At 43.8% G+C, this 23,976-nt stretch carries 21 protein-coding genes; 3 read left to right on the forward strand and 18 right to left on the reverse strand.

Annotated elements, in window-relative coordinates; translation table 11 throughout:
- Positions 1–156: 156 nt before the first annotated feature.
- Both SPUTW3181_RS09780 and SPUTW3181_RS09785 read left to right on the forward strand, forming a co-directional pair.
- Positions 157–1,161 carry a rhodanese-related sulfurtransferase gene (locus SPUTW3181_RS09780; protein WP_011789208.1) on the forward strand — a complete coding sequence of 335 codons (1,005 nt, stop codon included), beginning with the start codon at positions 157–159 and terminating at the stop codon, positions 1,159–1,161.
- Positions 1,162–1,361: 200 nt separating this feature from the next.
- On the forward strand, positions 1,362–1,832 hold the full coding sequence (locus SPUTW3181_RS09785; RefSeq protein ID WP_011789209.1) for a hypothetical protein: 471 nt from the start codon (positions 1,362–1,364) through the stop codon (positions 1,830–1,832).
- Between the two features lie 113 nt (positions 1,833–1,945).
- Here the strand turns inward: SPUTW3181_RS09785 and SPUTW3181_RS09790 are convergent, their stop codons facing one another.
- The 14 genes from SPUTW3181_RS09790 to SPUTW3181_RS09855 all read right to left on the reverse strand — a co-directional run bounded on the left by SPUTW3181_RS09790 (position 1,946) and on the right by SPUTW3181_RS09855 (position 15,883).
- On the reverse strand, positions 1,946–2,209 hold the full coding sequence (locus SPUTW3181_RS09790; protein WP_011789210.1) for a DUF2897 family protein: 264 nt from the start codon (positions 2,207–2,209) through the stop codon (positions 1,946–1,948).
- A gap of 35 nt (positions 2,210–2,244) precedes the next feature.
- The gene (gene kdsB / locus SPUTW3181_RS09795; RefSeq protein WP_011789211.1) at positions 2,245–2,982 is read right to left on the reverse strand and encodes an 8-amino-3,8-dideoxy-manno-octulosonate cytidylyltransferase KdsB; all 738 of its coding nucleotides are present in this window, start codon (positions 2,980–2,982) and stop codon (positions 2,245–2,247) included.
- 232 nt (positions 2,983–3,214) lie between these two features.
- Complete coding sequence (gene can / locus SPUTW3181_RS09800) at positions 3,215–3,832, reverse strand: carbonate dehydratase (RefSeq protein WP_011789212.1); 618 nt, start codon at positions 3,830–3,832, stop codon at positions 3,215–3,217.
- A 119-nt stretch (positions 3,833–3,951) separates the two neighbouring features.
- A complete protein-coding gene (locus SPUTW3181_RS09805) occupies positions 3,952–4,794 on the reverse strand; it encodes an alpha/beta fold hydrolase (protein WP_011789213.1) in 843 nt (280 codons plus the stop codon).
- Positions 4,795–4,848: 54 nt separating this feature from the next.
- Complete coding sequence (locus SPUTW3181_RS09810) at positions 4,849–5,565, reverse strand: M15 family metallopeptidase (protein ID WP_011789214.1); 717 nt, start codon at positions 5,563–5,565, stop codon at positions 4,849–4,851.
- Positions 5,559–6,698: a succinyl-diaminopimelate desuccinylase gene (gene dapE / locus SPUTW3181_RS09815; RefSeq protein WP_011789215.1), complete on the reverse strand. Its 1,140-nt coding sequence runs from the start codon at positions 6,696–6,698 to the stop codon at positions 5,559–5,561. Before dapE ends, SPUTW3181_RS09810 begins: the two co-directional genes overlap by 7 nt.
- The gene (locus tag SPUTW3181_RS09820; protein WP_014610501.1) at positions 6,698–7,042 is read right to left on the reverse strand and encodes an arsenate reductase; all 345 of its coding nucleotides are present in this window, start codon (positions 7,040–7,042) and stop codon (positions 6,698–6,700) included. Before SPUTW3181_RS09820 ends, dapE begins: the two co-directional genes overlap by 1 nt.
- Before the next feature lie 113 nt (positions 7,043–7,155).
- Positions 7,156–9,024 carry a methyl-accepting chemotaxis protein gene (locus SPUTW3181_RS09825; protein ID WP_011789217.1) on the reverse strand — a complete coding sequence of 623 codons (1,869 nt, stop codon included), beginning with the start codon at positions 9,022–9,024 and terminating at the stop codon, positions 7,156–7,158.
- A 225-nt stretch (positions 9,025–9,249) separates the two neighbouring features.
- Entirely contained in the window at positions 9,250–10,860 is a 1,611-nt protein-coding gene (locus SPUTW3181_RS09830; RefSeq protein ID WP_011787758.1) for an IS1634-like element ISSpu7 family transposase, read from the reverse strand.
- 247 nt (positions 10,861–11,107) lie between these two features.
- Positions 11,108–11,617: a PTS glucose transporter subunit IIA gene (crr, locus tag SPUTW3181_RS09835; protein ID WP_011789218.1), complete on the reverse strand. Its 510-nt coding sequence runs from the start codon at positions 11,615–11,617 to the stop codon at positions 11,108–11,110.
- Positions 11,618–11,690: 73 nt separating this feature from the next.
- Complete coding sequence (ptsP, locus tag SPUTW3181_RS09840; RefSeq protein WP_011789219.1) at positions 11,691–13,394, reverse strand: phosphoenolpyruvate--protein phosphotransferase; 1,704 nt, start codon at positions 13,392–13,394, stop codon at positions 11,691–11,693.
- Positions 13,395–13,437: 43 nt separating this feature from the next.
- Positions 13,438–13,695: an HPr family phosphocarrier protein gene (locus tag SPUTW3181_RS09845; protein WP_011789220.1), complete on the reverse strand. Its 258-nt coding sequence runs from the start codon at positions 13,693–13,695 to the stop codon at positions 13,438–13,440.
- A gap of 22 nt (positions 13,696–13,717) precedes the next feature.
- Positions 13,718–14,113, reverse strand: coding sequence for an ACT domain-containing protein (locus SPUTW3181_RS09850; protein ID WP_011789221.1), 396 nt, complete (start codon positions 14,111–14,113; stop codon positions 13,718–13,720).
- Between the two features lie 132 nt (positions 14,114–14,245).
- Entirely contained in the window at positions 14,246–15,883 is a 1,638-nt protein-coding gene (locus SPUTW3181_RS09855) for a methyl-accepting chemotaxis protein (protein ID WP_011789222.1), read from the reverse strand.
- Positions 15,884–16,242: 359 nt separating this feature from the next.
- On the opposite strand from SPUTW3181_RS09855, the gene SPUTW3181_RS09860 reads away from it, so the two are divergent.
- Positions 16,243–16,965: a DUF3334 family protein gene (locus SPUTW3181_RS09860; protein ID WP_011789223.1), complete on the forward strand. Its 723-nt coding sequence runs from the start codon at positions 16,243–16,245 to the stop codon at positions 16,963–16,965.
- Positions 16,966–17,037: 72 nt separating this feature from the next.
- Here the strand turns inward: SPUTW3181_RS09860 and SPUTW3181_RS09865 are convergent, their stop codons facing one another.
- The 4 genes from SPUTW3181_RS09865 to recB form a co-directional block, all read right to left on the reverse strand.
- The gene (locus tag SPUTW3181_RS09865) at positions 17,038–17,676 is read right to left on the reverse strand and encodes a PolC-type DNA polymerase III (RefSeq protein WP_011789224.1); all 639 of its coding nucleotides are present in this window, start codon (positions 17,674–17,676) and stop codon (positions 17,038–17,040) included.
- Between the two features lie 80 nt (positions 17,677–17,756).
- Positions 17,757–18,149 carry a hypothetical protein gene (locus SPUTW3181_RS09870; RefSeq protein ID WP_011789225.1) on the reverse strand — a complete coding sequence of 131 codons (393 nt, stop codon included), beginning with the start codon at positions 18,147–18,149 and terminating at the stop codon, positions 17,757–17,759.
- Positions 18,150–18,161: 12 nt separating this feature from the next.
- Entirely contained in the window at positions 18,162–20,222 is a 2,061-nt protein-coding gene (gene recD / locus SPUTW3181_RS09875) for an exodeoxyribonuclease V subunit alpha (protein WP_011789226.1), read from the reverse strand.
- Positions 20,219–23,974, reverse strand: coding sequence for an exodeoxyribonuclease V subunit beta (gene recB, locus SPUTW3181_RS09880; RefSeq protein WP_011919375.1), 3,756 nt, complete (start codon positions 23,972–23,974; stop codon positions 20,219–20,221). The genes recD and recB overlap by 4 nt, the downstream gene beginning before the upstream one ends.
- Positions 23,975–23,976: the final 2 nt, after the last annotated feature.

Below are 23,976 nucleotides of genomic sequence, written 5' to 3' on the forward strand. Positions count from 1 at the left end.
CTAACGCCGCCCTATTTAATGACCTTTGTTTTTGTCTGTGTTTATTTGATTGTGACTCAGGTAAAATTTCGCGCTATTTTGCGATCTGTCGCAAATTCATCGTTTATTTTAAGTTCATGCACTGGAAATTAAGTTCCAGCCAGCAAAGAGGGTGTTATGACTAAAGTTGTTGTGTGTGCGTTATATAAGTTTGTGTCGTTGCCGCATTTTGAATCTATCCGAGCACCTTTGCTCGCTATGATGGAACAGGCTGAGGTCAAAGGTACGCTGCTACTCGCAAGTGAAGGGATCAATGGCACGGTTGCTGGCAACCAAGAGGCTATCGAAGCCTTATTAGCGTGGCTCAATAATCAAAATGGTCTAGACAATATTGTTTACAAGTTATCATTCGACGATGAAATGCCGTTTTACCGCACTAAAGTTAAACTGAAAAACGAAATTGTGACTATGGGTGTGGAAGGGATTGATCCACTAAAAGTGGTTGGCACTTACGTTAAACCTAAGGATTGGAATGCGCTGATTTCTGATCCTGATGTGATTTTAGTCGATACTCGTAATGATTATGAGGTACAGATCGGAACCTTCAAAAATGCCATTAACCCTGTCACTGAAACCTTTAGAGAATTCCCAGAATACGTAAAGCAGAACCTTGATCCTGTCAAACATAAAAAGGTGGCGATGTTTTGTACAGGTGGCATTCGTTGCGAAAAGTCAACGGCCTATTTGAAGGAGCAAGGTTTTGAGGAGGTGTATCATCTTGAAGGCGGTATTCTTAAATACTTGGAGGAAGTCAAACAAGAAGAAAGCCTATGGGAAGGCGAGTGCTTTGTGTTTGATAATCGTGTTGCCGTTAACCATGAGTTGAAGAAAGGCCAGTACGATCAATGCAATGCTTGCCGTATGCCGATCACTGAAGCCGAAAAACGCAGTCCTGCCTATGTGCAGGGTGTCAGTTGTCCTCATTGTGTCGATAAAATTTCTGATGAGCAGCGCAAGCGTTTTGTCGAGCGCGAACGTCAAGTTAATCTCGCCAAGGCAAGAAACGAAGCGCATATCGGTAGCGACGTAAATCAAGTGATTGAAGCGCGTCGAGAGAAGAAAGAAGCGCTACGTAAACTCGCCGCACAAAAAAATAAACTAAAGCAAACTGGCACAGTTTAATGAGTGTACGACTATTAAGGTGAAAACCAATTGAGAGATGGCCCGACTTGTTCGGGCTATTTTTTTACTTCAGATTTGTATTTTTAGTATAAATTATTTTTTGAAATAGATTTGTGCAGAAACGCTTAAATTTATGATAACTTTCAGCGGCTAGTGATTTAAACAACAGGGATCCATTTCGTGCAAGGTAGGCAAAGCGCATGACTATTTGGAAAGAGCTATACGATATTTTCGATAAAGAACGCAGCCGTTGGCAACAATCGAGCGCCAGTAAACAAGCGATAGCCTTCGAGCTAAAAGCGAATTTAGGTTTTCTTGCCGATGCCTTGAGTAGTGGTTTGTCGCAAAACGCGATTGCCAATGGTTTGGAGTACAGTGTCTTCGAAGCCAAACTCAAAGAGGGCACTGCACTGACGGGGCTAAATCGCCGTAAAGTGACGCAGCAATTTATTGGTGAATTTACTGGTTTTGCTACATATATCGGGAAAGAAAACGACTATTTAGTTGAAAATGCCTATTCTAGAATTAAATCCTTAAAGAAGTTAGTCGCGGCACAGCCCGATAAAAATCATAATCTTAGAATAAAATTTCTGTTTAATTTTTTAGTCTTTTTAGTGGCGCATCTCGAGGAGCGGCCATTGAGCCGGACTTCGGCAAGAAAGAGCATTTAAGGTCGTTGTTTTGTCGAAATAGGTTTATTGGGTTGGTCTTTGGCCGTTTATTTAACAAAAAGGCGCATTTAGCGCCTTTGAATTCCCATAAAGTAACCTAACTTGAGCCTAGGTTACTCTTTGTTGTCTGTTTTACTGGGTTCTGAGACAGTCTCTTTCAGCGATGTTTGCTGTAATGGTTTTTCATTATCTGCTTCGGTAGGTGCTTTGTTAGGATCCGCAGCAGAAGCGCTTGTACCTGTCTTTAGCTGCTTATCTTTATCATGCTGACCAAATTGCGGTAGCTTAAACTTAGCACTGTATTTTAGTGCTGCCAGATTGCTGGCGATAACACCGATGACCAAAATAATAATGATCCAGACTTCTAAGGTCGACATATACAGCTCCTCGTTTGGCATATCTGTTTTCGGGATTAACCTGCCGCTAAACGTTGCTCACATTTGTGGATATCTTCTGGTCTATCGACTTCAAGAGAATTAGAGGCGCTGATGGCAATTTTGATCTTATGACCATGTTCTAAAGCGCGTAATTGCTCGAGTTTCTCTAGATCTTCAAGGCGGCCTAATGGCAGCGCGGCGAAGGTTTGTACAAATTTGCTTGTATAGGCGTAAATCCCTAAATGCTTAAAAACAGGATAATCTTGGGTATCGCGGCCAAAGGGAATACGCGAGCGGGAGAAATACAAGGCATAGTAGTTGTTATCAAAGACCATCTTTACTTGCATTGGGTCATCAATGTCGGCTTTGTTGACGATTTCATAGCCTAGGGTTGCCATTTCAAACTCACCCGGTTGACGTTCGAATAGGTTGATCAGTTGCTCGATAGCCGTGGGATCAATCAGGGGTTGATCGCCCTGTACGTTGATCACTAAATCATCATCTTTCAATCCCAGCAGTTTGATCGCTTCATTGATACGATCAGTTCCCGATGCGGCATCTGGGCTGGTCATCACCACTTTGCCACCAAATCCTTCAACGGTCGCTTTGATACGTTCGTCATCGGTAGCAACATAAATATTCGTGAGACCTTTTGCTAACGATGCACGTTCATACACGTGCTGGATCATTGGCTTACCGTTAATCGGTGCCAATGGCTTGCCTGGGAAGCGGCTAGAGCCGTAACGCGCTGGGATTAACAGAATCACGTTCATCAAAATATCCTACTTATCAAGGTTATGTGCTGTAGACAGATAAAAGGGCTCGCGGCAGAGACCTTAAGTATGGGCTAGAGTTTAAATGCGGTGGAATAGGGCGGTCAACATACTGCCGAAGACTTTTCTCTTTAAGCTATCGCTTCTGGCTATATTGTAACTGCTTGCCTTACTTGGAACTTTAATCCTAAATAAGGCAAGCAGTACGTTAATATCGACCACTTTTATTTGCTTAGCGAGGATTGGCTAAACCTTGAGTTCGATCGACAGTGACATCTAAATCTGTGAGTAAGCCATTATCTATGCCATAAATCCAACCGTGAACGGCGACTTCTTGTCCACGGTCCCATGCCTCTTGCACTATGGTTGAACTGGTAACATTGGCGACTTGCTCAATCACGTTGAGTTCGCACAGACGATCGAAGCGTTTGGCTTCATCCATTTGCAGTAATTCTTCTTGGTAGATACGGTAAATATCCCGTAGATGCCCGAGCCAGTTATCGATAAGGCCGAGTCGCTGTTGACTCATCGCTGCGCGTACACCACCGCAACCATAGTGGCCTACTACCATAATATGCTTTACCTTCAGTACATCGACGGCGTATTGCAGCACAGATAAACAGTTGAGATCCGTGTGGATGACCATGTTGGCAATATTACGGTGCACAAACACTTCGCCGGGCATTAAATCGATGATTTGATTAGAAGGTACACGGCTATCTGAGCAGCCAATCCACAGGTATTCAGGATTTTGCTGTTTTGCCAATTGTTCAAAGAAATCGGGATTTTCTTGGCGTATGCGTCCTGCCCAACGGCGGTTATTATCAAATAAAGGTTTGAGTAGTTTCATTTTAACCTATTGTTTTATTAACGCATTAACTTATCTTTAATGCTCTAAATCACGCATAAGCGAATTTTCTGCAAGAGTATACCAGTAATTTTATGACGGCTGGTCTATCCAATGCGTTGTTATGAGGCATCTTTGGTAAGAGGTTTGAGAAATTGGTTAAGCCGTTGGTTAATAAAATCGGCTTGCTCTAGAGTTGAGATATGGCCAGCATGAGGGATATGTACCAGTTCACTGCCATCAATGGCATCGTGCATCAGGTAGCTTTCTAATACACTGCGGGCTTTATCTTCAACACCGACCATGATTAAACAAGGCAGTGTAAATTGTTCCGCAAAATCCATAGTATCTCGGCGGCCAAAAATCATACGTCCAAGCTGTACTATTGCCGGAATATTTTCTGGGGGTATTGAGGCTAAATATTGTTCAAAACCCGCCACCAGCTCTGGATGATTGTTTATGGCATTGTTTGCAAAAAAGAGGGGGGAAATGGCGCTGATAAGGGCAGGGGGAATGACACCGGCATTTTCGACCAAATCCAACATATTATCGTATTTTGCACGGGTAATTTCTGGTTCAAACCCAATAAAACTGTCGAGCATGACTAAGCTGTTAACTCGAGTTGGCGCTTTTAGGACAAGCTCTGCGCCCCACATTGCGCCAACTGAAAGCCCTATAACACTAAAATTATCAATGGCAAGGGTGTCCATCAGCATAAGCATATGATCGGCAATATCAAGTAAGTTGTTGCAGTTGTCTGGCAGTGTGTCAGATTGTCCATGTCCCCACAGGTCTGGTGCTATGCAGCGGTAATGGGAACTTAATGCCATAATTTGCGGCGCCCACATAGCGCTATCCCAGAGATAACTGTGTCCTAGGAGCAAGACTGGCCCAGTACCGATATCGAGATAACTCAGTTGACGACCTGAAATCATCTTAGTTTGACGGTATAAAGATAAATCCATAAAAACCTACTTAATATCAATTAATACACCAGCAATAGGATAAAGCTGACACCGTTATTCAGGTTTTGCGATACGTCGTACATATTCATCCACTAAGGTGTTTAAGCGGGTGAGTACGGCATCTTTTAATAACATATCACTGTTTTTTAACAATATTGCCAGTTCATGGGTATCAAATTGGGGTAATAATAGCTGCGAAACGGGGAAATAACTGATGTGCCAAGGTTCGGCACTGACCGCACTTTGTCCGCGCTGAAAGGGAAAATAAAAACCAAAATCACGGGCATTCTCTTTTAGCCAACTATGCAGTTTGGCGCAGGGGCCTCCCTCAATATACTCAGCCTCAATAAGCCTAAGTGCTTTAACATCAATTTGATTGGCATCGAATACATCAATATCTGTGCCCCAATGATGACGCGATGCACCGGGGAGTGCTGACCAGAGTAAAATCAAGTCGATCAATTGATCATCACTCAATCCTTCAATATCAATGGGTTGCTCACAAGCATCTAAAACAACTCGTTTACCACTGGCTTTGGCATTCCATATGGCCAATTGGCGATCAAAGGGACGATAGGCAGAGCAGATAGCTAAGTGAATGCCCTCGAGTGCCGCTTTGGCAGCCATAGCTTCGAAGGCAAGGGCGGTCTTGGCTTCCAACTTAAACCGTGTTTCTTGCTTATGGTATGGGCTGGTTATTTCAACGAGCGCATTAGGCTCTAAGCCATAAAGCCGCGCAGTTGCAGGAGATATTGTCGATGTGTTTAACACAGTAGCTGTTCCAAAATCACTTCATAACACAGCGCGAGTTGTTCAAGATCATCCACTTTTACACATTCATTCACTTTATGAATGGTCGCATTTACTGGACCTAACTCTAAAACTTTAGCGCCCGTAGGTGCAATAAAACGACCATCGGACGTGCCACCAGTGGTTTGTGGTGAGGTGTCATAACCCGTCACTTGGTGAATAGCGTACCGCGTGGCATCGAGTAGAGGACCATCGCCGGTTAAAAATGGCAATCCATTGAATATCCAGCTTATATCATAATCAAGTTCATGGGCTTTTAATAAGGCTTCTACCCGCTCGATAAGGATCTCGGCAGTCACTTCTGTCGAGTAACGGAAGTTAAACATCACCTCTAAGGCGCCGGGGATCACGTTCGATGCGCCTGTACCACCGTGAATATTGGCGATTTGCATGCTGGTGGGGGGGAAGAATTCGTTGCCGTTATCCCAATGCATTTGGCTTAGCTCCGCTAAGAAAGGGGCCGCTTTATGGATAGGATTATCAGCAAGATGAGGGTAAGCCACATGGCCTTGAATCCCTTTGATGGTTAAATTGCCGGTGAGACTGCCACGACGACCATTTTTGACGACATCGCCTAACTTGAGGGTTGATGAAGGTTCGCCCACCAGTGCCCAAGTGATTTTTTCTTTGCGCGCTTCTAGGGTATCAATCACCCGAGTGGTGCCATTAATAAATGGACCTTCTTCGTCACTGGTAATTAAAAAGGCGATAGAGCCTTGGTGATCAGGATGTTTTGTCACAAAACGTTCGGTCGCCACGATCATGGCAGCGAGGGAACCTTTCATATCCGCGGCGCCACGGCCATACAGATAACCATCGATAATGGTGGGTTCAAATGGTGGTGTATGCCAGCGGCTTATATCCCCAGTGGGTACCACATCGGTGTGACCTGCAAAACAAAAAACTGGGCCTTGGTTGCCACGGCGTGCCCACATATTGGTGGTGTCTTCAAATATCATGGGTTCGATATTAAAACCGATAGCGCTCAGTCTTTCTGCCATTAATGTTTGACAGCCTTCATCGAGTGGAGTGACTGAAGGGCGTGAAATCAGGTCTTTAGCAAGTTCGGTGACCGGAAAATGTTCGGCTGTCATCATAGGGAAAAGGCCTTCTTATAGTTTGCTTCATTAAAGCCAACCAGTACTTGCTCGCCAATAACTAATATGGGACGTTTGATAAGCGTAGGGTGGATTAACATTAATTGAATGGCTTTGTCTCTATCGATATCGGCTTTATCGGTTTCATTTAGCGCACGAAAGCTAGTACTGCGTTTGTTAAATACCGTTTCCCATCCAGCGGTATCGCACCAGAACGTCAGATCTTCTTGGGTTAAGCCATCTTCTCTAAAATCATGAAAGCAAACAGTAAGCTGATGATTTTCAATCCATTTACGTGCTTTTCGCACAGTGTCACAATTTTTAATACCAAAGAGAGTCAAAATCTTGCTCCAGTGTAGGGCACGCAATGCGTGCAAACTTTGATTTTGCACGCATTGTGGCATTGTGCGCTGGATGTCACAAGTAGGATATCCCCTTTCCTAAAGGGGATGACTTAGACGATAAATTTATTCAGGATTGCGTCTTGTTCTTTGATATGTTGCGTTTGTGTATGCATTGCAGAGTTAGCACGAATGGCCGTGTCTGAAACTTGGACAGATAAATCTTTGATCCTAATTGTATTACTGTTTATTTCTTCGGCAACGAGACTTTGTTCTTCAGCCGCAGAAGCAATTTGTAGGTTCATGTCTGTGATTTGTAATATGGCTTCACGGATCTTATCGAGTGCAGTGTTAGCATCTTGGGCGCGGGTAACGGCATCTTTTGCGGTTTCCTTACTTTGGTGCATCACTTCTGCCACGGCTCGGGCTCCTTGCTGAAGTTGTTCTATCATATTGCGGATTTGTGTTGTCGATTGCTGTGTTTTTTGCGCGAGAGTTCTGACTTCATCGGCTACAACGGCAAAGCCACGCCCTGAATCTCCCGCCCTTGCAGCTTCAATTGCCGCATTTAAGGCCAACAAATTGGTTTGATCTGCGATATCGTTAATGACTTTTAAGATAGTCGCAATATTATCTGTCGCAGATCCTAAGATTTTGACTTCAGATACTGCCATATCGATTTCGGAGGATAAGGCATTAATCGCCTTCGTTGTATCGCTAACGACGCGAGTTCCTGCACTGGTGGCGTCGTCTGCTTCTTTGGCCGCAGAGGCTGCACCCTGAGCATTGCGTGCGACATCTGTTGAGGTCGTTGCCATTTCATGCATTGCGGTGGCAAGTTGTTCGAGTTCATGTAGCTGCGAGTTCATTGCATCAGTTGATTGTTGTAACTCTACCGATGTCATTTCTGAACTCTGATGGATGAGTCGACCAATCGATTTAGATTCAATAATAAGTTGTTGAAGATTAGCAGTGAAGGTATTGAAACTAATGGCTAAAGATGAAAACTCAGTATCGGTTTTTGTATTCAAACGTTGGGTCAAATCACCTTCTCCAGAAGCGACATCTTGAATCGCATCATTCAAGGTTTGCAATGGGCGCATCAAAGTTGTGATGAGTAGGAGAAGTACAGTAATACTGATAAGTAAAGCGATAACCGTATAGAGAATAGAGCTATTGCGTAAATCTGTTACGGCGGCATAGGCAATATCTTCATCTAAGATAACGCCGACATACCAGTTTTCTCCTGCCACTTTAGAGAAATCTAAGGTGAAGTTTTTACCGTCAATACTCACTTTTTGAGGTTGTTCCATCACTTTGATGTTAGGCAGATAGTCAGCCATTGGAGTACCATTTCTCTTTTCTTCTGGGTGGGCGATTGTCGTTCCATCCTGCGCAACAATAAACACATATCCAGCGTTGAATAGCTTCACCTCATTGACTAATGTTGCTAATCCAACAAGGCTAACATCATAAAAAATTGCCCCAATAAATTGACCGCTCTCTTTTACGGGGGTTGCGATAGAGACAAGAATTTCACCGGAGGCAGAGTCAGGATAGGGTGCTGTGATGATCAATTTATCGGCTTGTTTTGCATCTTTATACCAAGGTCTCGCCCTTGGATCCCATCCAGCGCCGGGATCCCAACTCGGATTATTATTAATATTAGTGCCATCCTTTTCGTATCCGAAACCGATAAGCAAAAATGCATTTTTGACCGTGGGACGCGTAATAACGCTACTGATGTGGGCTGGGGTGAGATCTTGCTCTATCAAGCTAGTGGTATAAGCTGCCAGTTGTTTACGTGCTTCTATTTCCGATGAAACAGTGTTTCTTACACCATCAACGATTTCAGTGACACTGGCTTCGACTTGTGCCTGCATTTCCTTCTGGATGGAGTAGTATTGTTTTATTGTGAGTAGCGTTACTGTCACTAAAAGTAACGCAGAGGATGCGGCGACAATCTTATGACTGAACTTCATTGTTATTCCTCTTTATTAAAAAAGCACTACTAGATATATAGTCATTCTTTTACACGAGAGCCAGCGTAGACGTTGATTTTTTTGGGTTTTGCGTGAGGTAATGTGGGTTATTTGGGAATGAGAATTGATGAGTATTATCGTTGATCAGAGAAGCCTTTTTGGCCAGTCTAGGTTAACTTACTTAATGGCACATTGCAGGTGTATATCCGACATTCCGCAGCTAATTTAGGAATAAACTACCTCATAGAATCTACCGAGTAATTTGAGTAGTTGTGTTTGGTGATCTTGAAGTCCAGTGATGAACCTTTGGCCGTTAATCTCTAGCGTATCTATGCCTTCGAATTGCAAGAAGACCCAACGTGCCGTCGGTCTGGAGGTCGTCTTGTTCTTTACCATACTTGGGAAGAACGCTTCGGTTTGTGCGAGTTGTTCTCTGATTTTGTGTTCTAAACTAGCGTAAACAAGCAAGCTCAACGTCATTATCATTAGCAACGCTTCAATGCGCTCAGGCTTTTTCAAGAAGATGGAAGAGGTTAAAAACTCAGGGCTTTTTAGAAAACGGAAGCCGCGCTCGACTTTTTGTTGCGATTTGTAATGTGCTAGAAGAGCCGCCATGGTGAGTGCTTCATTGTCGGTGTCATTCGTCGCGAGGATAAACATGCCTACTTTGAGCTTAGCCAGTTTTACTTTTTCTAGGTCGGTGAAGGGGGCGGCTTCGATAAAGTATTGGTATCCTGTCGGTGCTTCATCTGTCTTTGGGCGGCCCGAATGAGAGTAAGTCGGCTGTTTGATGAGAGTGCCTTGTTCAAACCCAAGTAAGTCACATTGTTTCTTGAAATCGTTAAACGCTAATTCTGCGTCAACTTCACAAGCGAATGGTTTTTTACTTAGCTTTTCCAACGCTTTGATTTCTTTTGCTATGTTTTTCTCTAAGTTCTTGAAGAAAGTGATTTCTTCCCGCTTGGTGGCCTGTTCACTGTGAACGAGCAACCAACGTTGATTGACCTTTCCGTAATCCGAGTCTATCCAACATCCTGAGTAGCCATGACCGATAGTGCTTAATTGCTCTGGCTCTAGCGCAAGTAGTGCTTGTTTTGCGAGCTTGATGGTCATGGGGACACGGGTAATGAATTTTTGATTTTGCTCATCTAGCGAGGAGATGCTTTCTTCGGTGTACAAAGCGGCATCAGCGATAAAGTAACGACTATTTTGCGCGGCTTTTAGGCAATGTATGTGTCTTTTAGTGACTTCAGCGAATGCCTTGGCATCATTGGTGTTACCACTCAGTGCTTGCATGTAAACAGGAATACCTGCTTGGTTTTCACAGATGAGTTCAAGCACGACTTGGTTAAGCTCTGGCCTATGATCCCGACTATAACCTCTTACAAGCTTAATCACGTTGGTGTTTTCATCTTGTGCATACTCACCATCAACGTGGAAGCTAGTGATATCAAGATGAACAGAATCGGTCGTCAAGCCCAGTTTATCAACAACACGCTCAGCAATAACCTGATAGAGCGCTGAGACATCGGCTTCGTATAGAGCATCTAATGTGCGGCCTAGTACATCATCAGTCAGGTGGTGTGCTTCAATGTCTTTGGCGAGTAGCTTAGATACAGGCTTGGTCTTAAAAAAGTCCGAGAACATGTGCAGTGTTCTGCTATGAAAGCCAAGTCCATTTAGGAGCATGGCCAATACCGCGTCACCATGAGAAACATTGTGGTCAGAATATTTTGGGATAACGGCATCTATCATCCGTGGCAGGCCAATTTCGTGACAAAAGGCGGCAATGAGACCAAGGTGATCTAAGCGTTTAATAACAGGATGGGTAGACATATTTTGAGACCGTCAAATAGCAGTAATAGATCAAAACTGTCGATCGCGGTCAAGATGGTGTCGTAGTTTTTATGAAAAGCTGATCGCCAGATCACACTATTTAAATTCTGGAATTAGCTGCGGAATGACGGGTATATCTTAGGCTAGATCCTATGAGCTAGCCTAGATGTTGTGACAGACAGTGTGATCTATAGGTACGCAGTGTGGCGGCATAGAATGGTTAAGCGGTTTTAATTTATATTCATCATTAAAGTTGGACAGTAAAGATCACATCTTTACCTGCGGTCACACTTCCCTGAGCTTTATCAAGATATTTAACGTCCTCCATATTGGCGAGGACTACAGGGGTAAGCAAACTCTCGACTTGATCCCTAAGATACTCAATGTCAAACGCTAAAATCGGATCGCCAGCTTTTACAGTTTGGCCTTCTTCCGCAAGTCGCTTAAAACCTTTGCCACGAAGTTCAACGGTACCCACTCCAAAATGCACAAATAGCTCTAAACCTTGTGGTGACTCTATGCTAAAGGCGTGGTTGGTTTCGAAAATTTTACCAATGGTTCCATCAATTGGGGCAAGCATTTGATCACCTTTAGGCGCAATTGCAATGCCGTCTCCAACAATTTTTTCTGCAAAAACAACATCGGGGACTTTTTCAATGGCGACAATATCACCACTCACAGGTGCATATACCATGATACCGCCGGCTAAATGGGGTTGCCCCGATACCAATCGTCTTATGCGGCTTAGAAATCCCATAATGTTGAGCCCCTTGTATTGATTTTTGTCATTATTTTTTCGATCCGTGATGCAGCATAACGAATAAATTCTACTATTTATAGCTTGTTATACATTGCTGTAAGGTTGCAATTCTATCTTGTTGTAATGCAGTGTGCGCTAGCGCAGAAAATCGTTCAAAATCCCCTTGGCAGATGGCAGCTTTAACTTCTAACAGGGAATTTAAATTCACGCTCAGTTCATCAAGACCCATACCGACCAATAAAGGCACCATAAGAGGTGAACTGGCAAGTTCACCGCAAAGTGATACTTTAACGCCTGCTGATTTCGCCTGTGATATGGTCATTTTTATCAGGGCAAGTATCGCAGGGGAGAGTGAGGGATAGTCCCGTGTAAGCTGCGGATTTGTACGATCGGCTGCCATGGCATATTGGGTTAAGTCATTGGTGCCAATACTTACAAAGTCCAGTTTAGGCAGCATGGCACTGAGGTTGAGTACTGCGGCAGGTGTTTCTACCACAATGCCGTAACTCAATTCGCCATAACCTTTTTCTTCTTCCTCTAACGCAGCTTGACATTCGGCAATCAGCTTAAAAATTTGTTCGAGTTCCTCGACTTGATTGACCATCGGAAACATTAATCGAATTGGGCCATGATTAGCGGCCCGGAGCGTGGCTCGTAATTGGGTTTTAAACAGTTCAGGGTGCGCCAAAGTGTAGCGTATTCCCCGTAACCCGAGTGCAGGATTCTCCTCCACTTCCTGATATAGACAAGGCAATTCTTTATCGGCCCCTATATCTAAGGTCCTAATAGTGAAAGTTTTTCCTCCAAGAACATGTAATGCCTCGCAATATAGGCTGTACTGTGCTTTTTCATCGGGTAAGGTTCTGGCATTCATTAGCATAAATTCGGTACGAAATAACCCAATACCGTCGGCACCAACATCACTTACATGGGTGATATCGTTCAAGTTGCCCACGTTTGCTAATAGGCTAATCTGGTGCCCATCTTGAGTTTGTGCAGGGACGTTTTTATAGTCATCGAGTGCTGCACGTCGAGCCTGTTCATGGTGCAATGTGACCGTCAGCCGAGCTTGCTCCTCTGGCGTAGGCTTTACCCACAATTCGCCATTAAGGGCGTCGAGAATTAAGGGCGTACCATTGGGAATACATTCGGCATCAAACTGGCAACTTAAAATAGCGGGAATTCCCGCGGCTTTGGCTAAGATGGCGGTATGGCTGGTTAACCCGCCAGTTTTCAGAACGATACCGCTAATATGTTCCTTTGGCAGCAAAGCAAACTCAGCCGGGGTAAGATCTTGAGCGAGCAAAATCGTGGGAGAATGTAGTTTCTCTAAGCCTTGATCTAAGTGGCCATGGATGGCAGAAACGAGACGTTGCCCAAGGCTGCGCACATCCTGCGCCCGATTGGCTAAATAGGGGTCGTCAAGGGATGCTAATTCATTAGCTTGGTGAGCGAATATCCGCTCAACTGCGACGCTGGCAGATAATTGCAGAGTCCTAATGGCATCTTTGACTTGCTCAATAAGTTCTTCATCTTGTAACAGCAATAAATCGGCTTCAATAAGCTGATAATTTTCACATTCGGCAGAAAGTTTAGCTTGGCTATGGCTAAGTTGTTGTTGTAGTTCCTGTAATGCTTTGAAAAACTTTGCTTGCTGTTGTGGGATCCTCGCGAGGGGAATGGGCCGATAATCGAGGTAGTTTTTGGTGTAGTTAAGGTGTAATGCCTGTCCAAAGGCAATACCCGATGACACTATGATCCCTGTTATCGACATATTGATTCCTACAATTTACGCGTAATTAAATGCGAAATAGAGTTTAACTTAAGGTAATTAAGAGTGTGGAGACTTTTTCAACTGCATCCTGTGCATCTTCTCCATCGGCAAACACTCTAACAGTAACACCATGATATAAACCTAATGTTTGTAATTTAAATAAACTTTTAGCACTGGCTTGTTTACCATTGCACTCCACTAAAACATCACAGTTAAAGGTTTTAGCCTCTTTGACGAGTAATGCTGCTGGGCGAGTGTGAATACCATGTTTGGCGGTAATAGTGACAAATTTTTCATACATAGCGGATCCACTCTTTTACGTTCTACTGTGTTTCTTGTGATTCGATAACTTGATAACCCTGTTTTCTTAGAGCATCAATGGCACTGGTGAGACGACTTTGTTTCACCAAAATATAGTCGGTATCGAAAGTTGAAAGAGCAAAAATACTGATTTGTACGTCGGCTAATGTACTAGAGACTTTCGATAAAATGCCCGTCATTGAAAAACCGAGAGGCCCAAGCACTTCTATACAGCACCAATGGCCTTCTTGTTCAAGACTGTCTAGTTCAACATCACTGCCGATAACGACCGTAAAACCTTCTGCAGTTTTACTGATAAAATACACATCTTCGGCAAAGATGTTGCTCGGTAGTTGGGCATTGGGGCTAAAACTATGGATGGTGTATTGCCGAGTGTGAACGGCTAAAGTCATGCGCATCGGCTGTTCCTCTGTTGATATTTTTGACAGGATACCCTAATCCTATTGGCTTAGGCGTGAGGTTTTTTGTTTTGAAACATTTTAATTAAAAAAGGCGCCGATTGGCGCCTTTTTACATGTACCTTGGGCCAATTAGATTTTAAATTGACCTAGTGTATGGGACATATCTTGGCTAATGTCCTGCAACGATTGTGCTGCATGGCTGTTACTTTCATTTGCTTTGACCGATACTTCGGTTAAATCTGAGATATTACAGATATTTCGGTTAATTTCTTCTGTCACTAATGACTGTTCTTCCGTTGCGCTGGCAAGCTGAGTATTCATATCACTAATATGGGCAATCAATTGCAAAATAGCCGCCATTGATTTACCTGCTTCGTGAGCTTGAGCTTGCAGTTCATCGGATTGATGTTGGGTTTGGCTATTACTTTTCATCACTGAGCTAACACCGGATTGGATCTCAGTGATGATCTTCTGAATCTCATTCGTCGAATCTTGAGTACGGTTAGCTAACGCTCTGACTTCATCGGCAACGACAGCAAAACCACGACCATGACTACCCGCCCTTGCGGCTTCAATCGCTGCATTGAGTGCCAGTAAATTGGTTTGTTCAGCAATACCGCGGATCACATCAAGAATACTGCCAATTTGCCCTGAGGCAACGCCAAGCTTTTGGGTTATGATTTCAGAGGCTTTAAGCTCTTGAACGAGTTTCTCAGTGTTGCGGACGGTATTGTCTATTACTATTTGGCTTTGCTGAGCTTGTTCTTTAACACTATTTGCTGCATCTGCGGCTTGTTGGGTATTGTTCGCCATTTCATGGGTAGTTGAGAGCATTTGATTCACCGCGGTAGCAACACTGCCGGTTTCACGGTGAATATGCTCAGCACTTTGATTGGATTCTTCAACGGCTTGCATTAATTGTTTTGCATCGTTATCCAATGAATGGCCAAGAGGTTGTAAGTGGCCAATCATATCGCCAATTTTTTGTGCAAAAAGATTAAAAGCTTGGGCAAGGTGGGCTATTTCATCTTTACCTTTAGTGCTTAAACGTTGGCTTAAATCCCCTTCACCTTGGGCAATGTCTTCCAATGCTTCAATGGCATCGTTAAGTGGTGAGGTGATGGAGTGATTTAATACGAGGAAAAAGGCAAAAATGGGTACAGAGATTAAAAACATGATAATCAGATAATCAACGATGACCGATTTAAGGTTTTTTTCTACATCGCTAAGATATGCGCCAGTAACAATCGTCCAGCCCCATTGAGGATAATAACGGGCTTCGGCAAGTTTATCTTCAATCACATTAGTGACAGGATTCGTAAATGGATATTCTAAGGTGGTTTTTGCATTTTTGCGCGCTAACGGCAACATGGTTGCTAATGGGGTTGAACCATCTGTCAGCTTAACATTCATGGCCGAAGTGCCAATTAAAGCCTTATTTTCACCGTGTGCAACGATTTGATTTGTGTCATCTATCACAACAAAATAACCCGCGCCAGCATAACGAATTTGGGTCATTAATGCCGCTGCAGCTTTTTTTGCCTCTTCTTCGGTGGATTTCCCATTAAGGGCATCTTGGCGATGGGCATCGAGTATGCTCAAAACACTGCCAAGTTGCCCGTCGATCTGTTGCCATTTCTGCTCTATCAAATTGTTGTACTGTAATTTTATTGAAAAGCTAGCAAAACAAACAGTACCTATTGCCGCCATGATGAGCATTATCATCAGTCGTTGCAATATTGTCAGTTGACGTAAAAATGTGATCATTTGGGTTCCTTAAAGGCACAATACACACAAAAATAGTGTAACTCAATATACATGCGAATCATTGTTAATTGAATCACTTACTACTAAATTTAGTAACAGGTTAATAAGAATCGAAGGTTTCTTTGATCTTAAGCAGGATATCTTATTCAACGGTTTTGAAAAGTGAGTGTTAACGAGCCTATTCTTTATTCGCCCTGTTTTTGAATTGCCATATCATCTGGAAGACTAACCTAATATCAATAGGTTACAGGTTTTTCACGGTTTTATTCTTGATAAAAGAGGCTAATCAATTGTTTTAGTTTTGATTTTTTTGGGTTTTACGCGCAAGATTAATTCATCGTTCAGTTTGAGAATTGATTATGACTACAGACACAATTGTTACTTCGGATGATATTTTACTAAAGCTATGTCATTCGGTGGCCCACGTGTTATCGAGCACGAGTGCTAGCCATGTTAGCCATGCGGGTATGGTGCAGAGTATTGCTCGGACTCGCCTTAAGCCAGATCTTGGCTGTTTTTCTATTTTTGATGGTGGTTTTTCTGGACTTGTCGTGATCAACTTTTCAGCTTCCGCCGCCATTGAGATCTATCGTCGGTATATGTTGAATATGGGGATGCCGGAGTCCGAGTTGGCGTTTTCCCACACTTCTGATGAAGTGGGAAATGTGATGGGGGAGTTAATGAATCAAATTCTTGGTGATTTTATTAATAAAATCTCTAAAGAGTTGCAAACATCCATTAGCCAAAGCCAACCTAAGATGTTGACTATTAATAAAGAGTTAACTATTTCTATTGATGCAAATTTAGATGATGCTGTCGCAAGAAGGGTGTCCTTTAAAACAGAAAATAACCATATTTTCTACCTTGAGTTTGCAATGGATAAGACTGAATTTATTAAATTGGACGAGTTTGAATACGATGAGGAATTCGATCCAGATAGTTTGCTTGAGCAACATGGTAATAACGGTGCGAGTAACGATAGCGATGTATCACCTTGGTCCAAAATGAAAGATAAACCCGCGATAGCCTCACTTACAACAGATGCTAATGCCGATGATTTACTTGACCAATTAGGCCTTTAATTAATAAGACTCTTAATCTGCGCAATAGACGAATGTGCACAGCATTCGTCTATTTTAGTGGGCTTAAGGGTTTTATTTCGCGCTGTATTGGCGGATAAATTTAGCCACATCGGCTTTTGTTTTTTGAGTTATTTTTTGCATTAGGCTAAAAGGCGGTGATGTGATCGCAAAATCACGCTGTAAATCCGCCAGCATGGCTAACCATAAGTGGCCAGTCATTTCTGCATCGGCTAAAGCTCGGTGAAAGGTGCCGTTATTAGGCAATTGTTTATAACGTACTAGAGTCGCCAGTTGATGATTGCTCGCTAAGGGGTATAAACGTCTTGCCAGTAGTAAAGAACAGGCAAATTGGCCTTGATACTCGTGGTGGATATGGGCAAATTCAGCATCAAGAAAGCGTTGATCGAAGGCTGCATTGTGTGCCACTAAATGGTTATCGCCAATAAAATCGGCAAAACGTGCCATCACTTCGTGGCAGGGGGCGGCATTTCTCAGCATTTGGTTGCTGATCCCTGTGTAGTCTTCAATAAAAGAGCTGATCCTAAAGCCAGGACCCATTAGCTCTGAAAATCGTTGGGTTATCACGCCATTTTCAATCAATACTGCACCAATTTCGATGGCTCTAGCTCCTTGATTGGGTGATAAACCCGATGTTTCAAAATCAAGTACGACGAGGGTATTTGCTGGACTAAACGTTGGTCTTTTAGGCATAAATGAGTCGATTTATCTATTGTAGATTGACCTTCAATTGGATCTCGGTCACTGTTAAATTACGTGTGGTTATCATAGGGTTAAATTGCATAATCGAGATCGAAACTTATCTTTAAACCTAAGTTATAGGCGTGATTTTGGTTCAAATACTCCATTAATTCACTATCCATGAGCTGTGCCAAGGTCATCGGCCTTGCCTCCCAGCGCGGTGCATGGCCTGCATCATTGCTGTGGGCAAGATACACACGATGTTTACTTTGCATTATCCCAAAATAGTGCATATTGCAGCGCTGAGCGATAGAAAGATAAGGCTCAAAATCGAGTGCATAAACCTGCATATTCTGAAATACGGACCATGGAATATAGCGGGTCTTTTCATAGCATATAGCGGGCAGATTTGCTTCCGGCGCTATGTTATCAAATAGCGTGGTAACCTCTTGTATGTTATTTAATTTAATGATGTTTTCAGCCATCAATCTTACTCCTTAACCCCAAAGTCTATCGGCAAGACCCGATGCCCTTTGGGTGACTTGGCTGCTGGCTCGCTCAAAAACTTGCTGGGAGCCTAAGCAAGTAAAATGTGCTTTCGCGCGGGTAATTGCTGTATAAATTAATTCTTTAGTTAATAGTTGCCACTGAGCTAGGCTTGGACTCGGTGGTAGCACCAAAGCCACGCGATTGAATTCACTCCCTTGGCTTTTATGCACTGTCATCGCGTAGCAGGTTTCATGCTTTGGTAAACGTGCGGGTAAGACTTTAAGCAGACCACCGTCGGCCTTAATAAAGTGTGCCATTAGGCGTTCGGGTTTATCTTCATCCTGTAGAATTAGTCCGATATCCCCGTTAAACAAGCCTAAGTTATAGTCATTACTTTGGATAATAATCGGGCGGCCTAAATAAAACTCCTGTTGTGGTTTGATAAGTTTGGCATGGGTGAGCGCTTGGGTGACATAGCTGTTAATACCTTCTACCCCATAATCACCCGAGCGCATGGCGCATAAAATCCGGTAGTGGTTAAAACGCTCGATAATTTCTGCGGTGCTAGGACGATTCCCTATATCCTGATTTAATAAACCGAGGTAATCGCCATATTGTGCGCATGCTTGTTCAAGCAGTAAGTTAAGCCCAGTGTTGTGTGCCGGTTCACTGACTTTTGCTTGGGTTTGGCTCAGGTGAGTACTGTGTTCTAACCAGTTAAGCTCCGCAAATCCTTGGCGCCACACCTGTAGAATCCCTTGAAGATCAGCGCGATTAACTGCACTTGCAAGGAGTCCTATGCCCGCATCCCCTTTGAACCTATGGCTATGCATTAACATACATAAACTATCGCCCATTTTGGGGGACTGGCTGATAAATGGTGTTAAGTCATAGCCTGTCAATATACTGAGCTGTGTGGCCTGTTCGAGCGAATAGCGCATTTGCCAAAGTGATTCTTGTGTACCTCCTTGCGGCATAGGCAGTTTTAAACCTGCACAAATATCGGCAAGTACAGCACCCGCTTCAACGGAAGCCAACTGATCTTGATCCCCCAGTAAAATCAAACTGGCATGCTCTGGTAGGGCATTTAACAACTTATACATCATAGGTAAATCTACCATCGAGGCTTCATCCACGATCAATAAGTCGAGCCTTAACGGATTACCTTGATGGTGGCGAAACTGAGGTGAATTAGGAATGACCCCAAGTAGTCGGTGTAAAGTAGAGGCCTCTTCTGGTATTCGGCTGAGTGCGGTTAAAAATATCGCTTGGCTATTGTCGCTTTGATTAAGGCTCAGTTCTTTCGCAAGGCGGGCTTTTGAGGCCTTAATGGATTCACTTAAGCGCGCCGCGGCTTTTCCCGTAGGAGCGACTAAGCGGATCGTTTGGTTTGATTCCAATTGCAACAATAATAATAGCTTAGTCACCGTTGTGGTTTTACCTGTGCCAGGCCCACCGGTGATAATCGCCAGCTTTTTGCCAAGCGCGGTGGCCGTTGCCACTTTTTGCCAATCAATTATTTCGGCATTGTTGGCAGGGAATAACTGATCTAAGTGACTTTTAAGATCCTCAACTTTTACAGTATTGGTTTGTGCGGATAATTGAATTAACGAGGTGGCAACAGCAGTTTCAAACTGATGATAACGCTGTAAGTAGAGTCTGCCATTTTCGATAATCAGGGGTTTATTGCTGCCAGCTTGGCCCACGGCATCAAAGGTTTGCAGAATGCTAGTTAATTCATCAAGGCTTAATGTGATTTTACAATGACTGACTTGCTCTGCCATGGGGTTGAGAGGCACGATATGGGCAAGTACTAAGCAACTATGCTGTGAAGATAACTGTTGGCTCAACAGCGCACAGAGTAAGATAAACAGGGGATTTTGGCTATCACCCTGATGTAACTGACTCATTTGTAGTGCAAAATGCCGATCGAGCGATGTTATCAATCGCTCTTGCTCCCACTGTTTGAGTAAATCAGCTAGTGGCGCCGTAAGTTGGATGGCGCCATAGTCAACCCAATGCTCCGCTGAATGAGCGTGCGCATTTAAGCCGAATGTTGAGCGCATCATACCGTAACTCCAGTGTCGATAAATGGGTTATCAAATAAAGCATCCAGCGCATAGATCAGTGCCTTAGGCGGTTTATCATAATAAATACCATAGCCAGGATATTGAGCAGACATTCCCCTTAAAAACAAATAATAACAACCCCCTATATGGGTGTCATAATCATATGCGGGCAGGCGCAATCGTAAGTATCTGTGCAGGGCGAGGGAATAAAGAATGTACTGTAAATCATAGTGATGTTCTTTAATTGCTCCCTGAAGAGCCGCCTGATGGTAGGCATATATATCATCACCGAGATGGTTGGATTTATAGTCAGCAATGTAAAATTTACCTTCATATTCAAAGGTTAAGTCAATAAAACCTTTCAGCATACCTTGAAGATCATCAAATTTAAGGGTTGACCTATAACCAAACTGATTCAATAACGCATTAAGCTGTGTATCTTTTAGCGCGTTAAGGGGTAAATAAAACTCCATTTCAACTAAGGTATCTTGTTTTGATAATGTGGCCAAACACAGCTTTGGATTGATAAGTGGAGTCGTCGCTTCGGCTTCAGCGGGCATCAGTGCAAGGGGTGCCTTGAGGATATCAAGATACCAAGCATGCAAGACGTCTACCCATTCGGCTGCGATACCATATTGCAGCATGGCTTTAGGAAGTTGCTCAGGTAAATCGAACTCTGCCTTTGTAAAATCAATTAGCTCGAGCACTAAGTGCATAAAACTCCCTGCGTTTGCGCCGCGCTCAAAGTTAAAGCGATTAAGCCCAAATGGCTTAGGATCTAAGCTGTTATCGGTTTCAAGTTGGTCGCGTGATGCAACACCTTGTTCTAAGACGCTGAGCGCTTCATCATCGGCACCGGGCGCGGCTTTACCGTGGCTGGTATTTTTCACTAAACCAGAATAACTGCCGACTCGCCAAGGTGTACTGTACTGGCGATGGATTGTTTTGGGGGCGAGTGTTTGGGTTGCATCATGGCTTGATGGCAATGTTTGCAGGCTAGTTTCTTCTGGTATTTTATCAATGCTAATCGCATCAATACGTTGGGCAAGATTTTGTGCTGCTTGGCTGATACGGTTAAAATCACAATCGGCATCGGTGATCCCCAGAAGATAGCCAATAGCGGTTTCATGGAGCTGACTTTTAAGGCCATTTTTGAGTTGACGGCTGTGGTTAGCGATATACAAGTAACACAGATACACAGGCCGAGTGAGTGCCACATACAATAGCCGGAGATCTTCGGCCAAGGTTTCTTGCCTAAACTGCTCCCAGCCTTCCTCTGTTCCTTCAATATCCCACACTAACGCTTGCCCATGAGTCTGGTTTATTTTGTGGTAAAGCATAGGTGTTGGGCGACGGCGATTGTCCCGCGCCAGACTGACAAAGGGCACGAAACAAACGGGGTATTCGAGTCCCTTACTTTTATGGATAGTGACGATTTGCACTAAATTCTGCTCGCTTTCTAGGCGAAGCTGTTGTTCATCTGTTCCTGTATTATCAATAAGTTGTTGTTCATACCAATTGAGTAGGGCACTTATCCCGTCGAGTTCCGTGGCCTTTTGCTGTAATAGTTCAGCTAAATGACGAAAGTCGGTCAAGCGCCGTTCACCGTATGTTGTTTCTTGCTCTTGATTGTTATCCAACTTGGGCTGAGGAGCGTGCAGCAAACGTTCGATAAGTGACGTACTATTGGCAAGACTGAGCAGTGCTGGCATGATGCCGCGTTTTTGCCAGATAGTGTGTAAATCAAAAAACTGTTCTAACAGTTGTTGTCTCTGCTCTTCATTTTGGTTAAATGCATGAATTTGTTCAGCGTTGTAACCAAGTAATGCCGTGGCGAGGGCGCTTCGCAGTGCGCGCTCATCTTTGGGGTTTGCCAGTGAGCGTAGGATCAACGACATTTCTCGCGCTTCAAGGGTATCGAATACACTGTCGCGACTTAAAAACACAGCACCGATTTGGCGCTGACTGAGTGCTGCTTTCATTACCGCGGCTTCGTTACGATCACGCACCAATATGGCAATGTCTTTAGCCATTAATGGCCCTTTAGGAGTATAGCATTCACCATGGGCGGCACTCGTTAACAAACGGGTAATTTCTGCCGCGGCATCGTTAGCGAGTCGATGCCTTGCCGTGGTTTTATTTAGGCCATTTTCGGTTTCACTTAATAGTCTTACTCTGAGCGCAGCGGGATTTTCACTTGGCTCGGTTAATATTTTATGCTTCGCGCTACTGGGTGTTTTGACGCTGTCAAAGGGAATCGATTGACTGATAAAAGGATCGGGATGTCGATTAAATAAATGGTTAACGCCAGCGACCATATTGGTGCTTGAGCGGTAGTTTGTATCTAAGTGATAGTGGGCTTCAGTGGCTTTGCGAGCCTCGATATAGGTATAGATATCGGCGCCACGAAAAGCATAAATCGCCTGTTTAGGATCGCCAATCATCAATAGACTGAGGTTGTTTTCAGCATGATTAAGGTGATTATCAGTTGGTAAATTGAATGCGTGATGGGGTTGATAAATGCTTGAAAAAATAGCAAATTGCAGGGGATCTGTGTCCTGAAACTCATCAATCAATGCCACAGGGAAACGACTTGCTACCGCTTTGGGTAAGGTCTGACGGTTGGCATTTAATGCTTCGGCTAAGGTGGTGAGTAGGTCATCGGGCGTCAATACATTTTGTTGTTGTTTTTGTTTTGCAAAACGCGCGCTAATCCCCTGTTTAGCACTATACAAAAACGCGGGTTTAACGGCTTTAATGAGTGCCGCCAATTGCTCCATATGATCCAGTAAGGGAGCTTCGCTTACACTTGGGAGCACGCCGCCTTTATTGAGCTTAAGTTCCGATAGGGATAAATCCTCCAATACTTTTATGGGCGGTAGACCATTTCCATAGGCAAGCCAATTATCTAAGGCATCGAACATCGCGGCAAGCTTGGGATAATGATCACTTGGCTTGCCAAATCGCGTGCCATTAAGTGGCAAGTTATGCAATAACTCGAGTAATCCATCACGGCCACGGGGCCAAGCTAACTTGAAGCGTTCTAAACTCTGGCTGAGGGATTGCGCTAAGGTGGTAAAGTTTGCTGTTGGGCTAAGCGGTTGCGCTTGGCTCGCCCCCAGTAATGGCCGCAGTTGTTTGATTAAACCGTCGGGCTCGCCAAACTCTTTTGCGATAACTTGGGCTAAGTAGTCTGGTAAGGGATAACAAGCCTCACGCCAAAAATCCCGCACAGCATGGTGCAGGAATTCGCTATCATCTAAGGTAAAGTCTGACTCGAAAAGCAGGGATGATTCAAAGGCAAGATCCGACAAAATGCGCTGGCAAAAACCGTGAATAGTAAAAATCGCGGCTTCGTCGAGGGATTTTAGTGCTAAATCGAAACGCCTAAGGGCAATTGAGCGTTCATCAACAGGCGTGTTGTCGTAAAGTGCTTGTACAAAGGGATCCTCAATCGGCAAGCCTAAAAAACACTTAAAGGCGACTTGAATGCGGCGACGAATACGATCCCTTAATTCTTCAGTTGCGGCATTGGTAAAGGTGACCACTAAAATTTGTTCACAGGTTAAAGGGGTATCGATGCCATCACCTAGGAGTAAACGCAGATAAAGACCTGAAATAGTATAGGTTTTACCCGTTCCTGCGCTGGCTTCTATCAGCCGACTGCCGCCAAAGGGCAATGTCAGTGGGTTAAGTGCCTCAGCCTGATGTTGTACTGTTGGCGTTTGGGTTGTCGTGTGTGTACTCAACATCC

The organism is Shewanella sp. W3-18-1 (assembly GCF_000015185.1).
Classification (GTDB): Bacteria; Pseudomonadota; Gammaproteobacteria; order Enterobacterales; family Shewanellaceae; genus Shewanella; species Shewanella putrefaciens.